This window comes from Amycolatopsis sp. NPDC051102, assembly GCF_040682815.1.
Classification (GTDB): domain Bacteria; phylum Actinomycetota; class Actinomycetes; order Mycobacteriales; family Pseudonocardiaceae; genus Amycolatopsis.
On sequence record NZ_JBFBBT010000010.1, the window covers coordinates 1 to 4,155 of the forward strand.

The following is a 4,155-nucleotide window of genomic DNA, read 5'->3' on the forward strand; positions in this document are numbered from 1 at the left end:
GTCGGTCAAGACCTGCTCACGCATCCTGCAATGCTGGAACATCCGACCCTGCAACCGAAGCCGACACGCCAGCTCATTCTGAACTGACCTCTTAGCCGAACGCGGCCAGCGCGACCGGTTCCCACTTGCGCCAGCCTTCGAGCCGGTCCTGGTACTCGGCTTCGACCGCGGCGAACGACTTGCCGAAGAACATCCGCTGCGGCGGGTCGTCGGTGTCGGCGAGCTCCAGCATGGGCGCGCGGGTCGCCCGCGGATCGCCGAGGTCCCACTCGATCCGCGTCGCCTCGCGAACCGCGTCGTAGGCCGGGTCCGGCTCGCTCTGCCGGACGCTGGCGCCCCCGAAGTCCGTCCGGTACGGGCCGGGCTCCAGGCAGATCACGTCGATGCCGAACGCCGCGACCTCCTGCCGCAGGGACTCGGAAAGCCCTTCCACGGCCCACTTCGACGCGTGGTAGGCCCCGATGCCGGGGAACGCGCGGATGCCGCCCTCGCTGGTGACCTGGATGATCCGGCCGTGGCCCTGGCGGCGCATGACCGGCAGGGCCGCCTGGGTCAGCCAGAGCGCGCCGAAGAAGTTCGTCTCCAGTTCCGCGCGGACCTCCTCCTCGGTGAGTTCCTCGACCATCCCGAAGTGGCCGTACCCGGCGTTGTTGACCAGCACGTCCAGCGAGCCGAACACGGCCGCCGCCTGTCCCACCGCCTCGGCCGCGGCCGCCCGGTCGGTGACGTCGAGCTGCAGCGGCAGCACGGCTTCGCCGTAGCGCTCGACGAGCGGACGCAGGCTTCCGACGTCCCGGGCGGTGGCCGCGACCCGGTCGCCGCGGTCGAGCGCCGCTTCGGTCCACTCCCGGCCGAAGCCCTTGGAGGTCCCGGTGATGAGCCAGTTCTTCGTCACGACACAACCTTCCTCTCTACATCTCAAGCTAATAGTAGCATGGACTGCATTAATGCGTCAGATGCTAGAGTACCGGCCATGATCGCGAGTGACGGCCGCCGTGAGCGCAAGAAGGCCCAGACCCGGTCCCGCATCCAGGAAGCGGCCCTGGACCTCTTCGCGAGCCAGGGCTACCGGGAAACGACGATCGCGCAGATCGCCGCCCGGGCCGACGTCGCGACGCGCACGGTGACGCTGCACTTCCCGGCCAAGGAGGACCTGCTGTTCGCCGACGACCCGTTCACCCCGGAGTCCCTGGGAGCGCGCCTTCGCGACCGGCAGGGGCAAAGCACCCTCGGCGCGGTCCGCGACTGGATGCACGCGACCATGCGCGAGCTCGACGAGCGCGACTCCGGGCTGGATCCCGCGCACGTCTGGCAGCGCCGCGCGTTGCGGGCTCGCCTGCTCATGGCCGACGACGACCTCCGCGGCCGCGCCCGCGCCGGCTACCGCGACCTGGAAGTCCTGGTGGCCGGCGGAATCGGCGAGGACATCGGCCTGCCCGCGGACGCGCTGCTCCCCCGGCTCGCCGCCGTCACGGTCGTCACCGGCCTGCGCGAGATCTACGTGACGCGCGAAGGCCAGGCCCAGTCGGCGACGAGTGATCTGGCGCCGCTGGTCGACGAAGTGCTCGCCTTCGCCGAGGCGGGCTTGACCCGCGGCGGCCCGGCGGCAGGGGATTTCTGCCCGGCTTGACCTCGCTCGGACGGTCCCGCGATCCTGTTGTCGCCGTACATCAGCTGCTGAGAGTGGTGGGGTGCTGAAGAAAACATGGTGGTCCCGCATCCGGCGACGGGTACGGGTACGGGTACGGGACTGGTGGTTGCGCAGTAACCCACCGGGACGGGCGAAGGAGTTCCGCCCTTCCCTCGAGAAGGGCTACCGCAGGGGGGATGTGGTCCGCGGGGTGGTCGCCGAGCTGGGCATGCCGGTCGATCTGGATCTCGTGCGGTACCGGAGGTTTCGTCGCTGGATCGTCCGGGAGGAGGTCAGGTCGGCCCGCTGGGTGGCCTTCGGCGGGTTGACGGGTGTCGCGGCATTTTTCACCGGTGCCTACCTGGTGGCTCGGCATTTCACGGCAACGGACACCGCGTTCTGGGCGGGAGTCGGCGTGTTCGTGACCTGCTTGCTCACCTGGCCGCCGATCGCCGTGCTCAGGTGGGGGATGCGGCGCTTCCCGAGGGTGGGGACGCTCGCGTCGATGCTGTTCTTCGTCGCGATGGAGACAGCTGCCGCCTTGATCGTGTACGGCGAGGTGGTGGGCAAAGGCCCGATCCACGCCGTCGCCGGGAATTTCGTCGAACACTCCCTGATCTATGACGTGGCACAGGCCATCCTCATTTTCTCGTTCCTACTGACCGGCTACCTCGTGCTGGCACCGATCGTCGTGTGGACGGGCAAGCGGCGCCGGGTGCGTCACCACCCGGACGCGAGGGCGGTGGATACCGTCTTCCGCTGCATCGAACTGGCGCATGACCGCGGAAAGTTCCGGCAACCGGGGACGAGATACCAGCTCGTCACCCACACGCACGAAGTCGCCCACCTCCTCCAGCACGGGCTGTGGCGGACGATGCCGGTCCGCAGCCCGCTCGCCGCCGCGGAACTCAGACGGCGGTGCCTGCACGCCGGGCAGTCGATCGAAATCCTGTGCGCCGCCCTGGTCCTGCCGGAGGCGGCCACCCGCGAGCGGTATCTCCTCAAGATGGTCCGTCTTGCCGAAACCCTGTTGTCCGGCAATCTCGGCGATCTCCCGGACGATCCCGACCGAGCCGCCTACACGATCCGAAACCGCATTGCCTCGGCGAGACGCCTCGCCACGAAGGTGGTGGTCGCGGCCGGTCCGCTGGCAGTGTTCCTGCTGCTCCAGAAGCAGAGCGTCTTCACGACCCCAGCGAACGTTCCCTACCTGACCGCGTCCCTCGCGTGGCTGGTCACCTTCGGCTTGACCGCCGTCAACCGGTTCTATCCGGGCGAAATCTCGCGGCTCCCCCTTGCGCTCGACCTCGCGAAGGGCGGCCAGTGAAAACCCGCCGGGTCACCCAGCTCCTCACCGGCCTCGTCCTCTACGGCTTCAGCGACGCCCTCGTGGTCGCCGCAGGCCTCGGCGTCGAACCCTGGGATGCCCTCGCCCAAGGACTCACCCGGACCATCGGCCTCAGCATCGGGGTCTGGACCAACCTCATCGGCGCCGCCGTCCTCCTCCTGTGGATCCCGTTGCGGCAGAAACCCGGGATCGGCACCCTCTGCAACGTCCTGCTCGTCGGCACCTCGATGGACCTCACCCTCGCCGTCCTGCCGCCGCTGGGGGAACTCTGGCTGCGCTGGGTCGTGCTCGTCGGCGGCATCGTCCTCAACGGCTTCGCCACCGGCTGCTACATCGGCGCCCAAGCCGGCCCTGGGCCGCGGGACGGGCTGATGACCGGGCTCGCCGCGCGCGGGCACCCCATCTGGGCCGTGCGGTGGGGCATCGAACTCGCCGTGCTGCTCATCGGGTTCCTGCTCGGCGCCACCGTCGGGATCGGGACCGTCCTCTACGCCTGCGCCATCGGGCCGCTCGCCCAGCTGTTCATGCCGATGCTCGACACGGACCGGGCGAAAGCCTGACGGCCGAACTCGCGGAACAGCGCCGTCGAGACCGGGTCCCGGCCCGCGTACCACTCCGGGTGCCACTGCACCGCCAGGCAGCACGAATCCGTCGAGACCGCCTCGATCACCCCGTCAGCCGACACCGCCTCCACCCTCAACCCCGGCGCGAGCCGGTCGATCGCCTGGTGGTGCAGCGAGTTGACCCGGACCGCCGAGGCGCCCAGCAGCCGTCGCAGCACGCCACCCTCGCGGAGGCGGACCTCGTGGGCGGGCAGGTACTGCCGGTCCCGGGGCTGCGAGAGGTCCTCGCGGTGGTCGTCGCCGGGGAGATCGCGCAGGGTGCCGCCCAACGCGACGTTCAGCTCCTGCAGGCCGCGGCAGATCCCGAGCACCGGCAGCCCCGCCCGCAGCGCCGCGGGCAGCACGCCGAGCGCCAGTTCGTCGCGGGCCGGGTCCGCCGGGGCGCGCCGGGGCCGGCCGCCGTAGCGGGCGGGGTGCACGTCGATCTGGTGGCCGCCGAACACCACGCCGTCGAACCGGTCGAGCAGGTCCGTCAGGTACGGTGCCGGACCGCCGACCACCGCCACCGCACAGCCGGAAATCCGTTCCAGCGCCCGGACGTAGACCTCGCGCAC

At 70.3% G+C, this 4,155-nt stretch carries 5 protein-coding genes; 3 read left to right on the forward strand and 2 right to left on the reverse strand.

Translation table 11 applies throughout. The annotated features are described in order from the left end of the window. Positions 1 to 91: 91 nt before the first annotated feature. Positions 92 to 895, reverse strand: a complete 804-nt coding sequence (locus tag AB0M93_RS26120; protein WP_364277098.1) for an SDR family NAD(P)-dependent oxidoreductase — start codon at positions 893 to 895, stop codon at positions 92 to 94. A gap of 78 nt (positions 896 to 973) precedes the next feature. Between AB0M93_RS26120 and AB0M93_RS26125 the strand changes: the two genes are divergently transcribed. The 3 genes from AB0M93_RS26125 (at position 974) to AB0M93_RS26135 (ending at position 3,538) form a co-directional block, all read left to right on the forward strand. Next, positions 974 to 1,630 carry a TetR family transcriptional regulator gene (locus AB0M93_RS26125; RefSeq protein WP_364277101.1) on the forward strand — a complete coding sequence of 219 codons (657 nt, stop codon included), beginning with the start codon at positions 974 to 976 and terminating at the stop codon, positions 1,628 to 1,630. Positions 1,631 to 1,841: 211 nt separating this feature from the next. Beyond that, on the forward strand, positions 1,842 to 2,957 hold the full coding sequence (locus AB0M93_RS26130) for a hypothetical protein (RefSeq protein ID WP_364277103.1): 1,116 nt from the start codon (positions 1,842 to 1,844) through the stop codon (positions 2,955 to 2,957). Continuing rightward, entirely contained in the window at positions 2,954 to 3,538 is a 585-nt protein-coding gene (locus AB0M93_RS26135) for a hypothetical protein (RefSeq protein WP_364277106.1), read from the forward strand. Before AB0M93_RS26130 ends, AB0M93_RS26135 begins: the two co-directional genes overlap by 4 nt. On the opposite strand, the gene AB0M93_RS26140 is transcribed toward AB0M93_RS26135, so the two are convergent. Further along, a partial coding sequence (locus AB0M93_RS26140; RefSeq protein ID WP_364277108.1) for a gamma-glutamyl-gamma-aminobutyrate hydrolase family protein occupies positions 3,466 to 4,155 on the reverse strand: 690 nt, incomplete at its 5' end. The two genes, AB0M93_RS26135 and AB0M93_RS26140, sit on opposite strands and share 73 nt — an antisense overlap.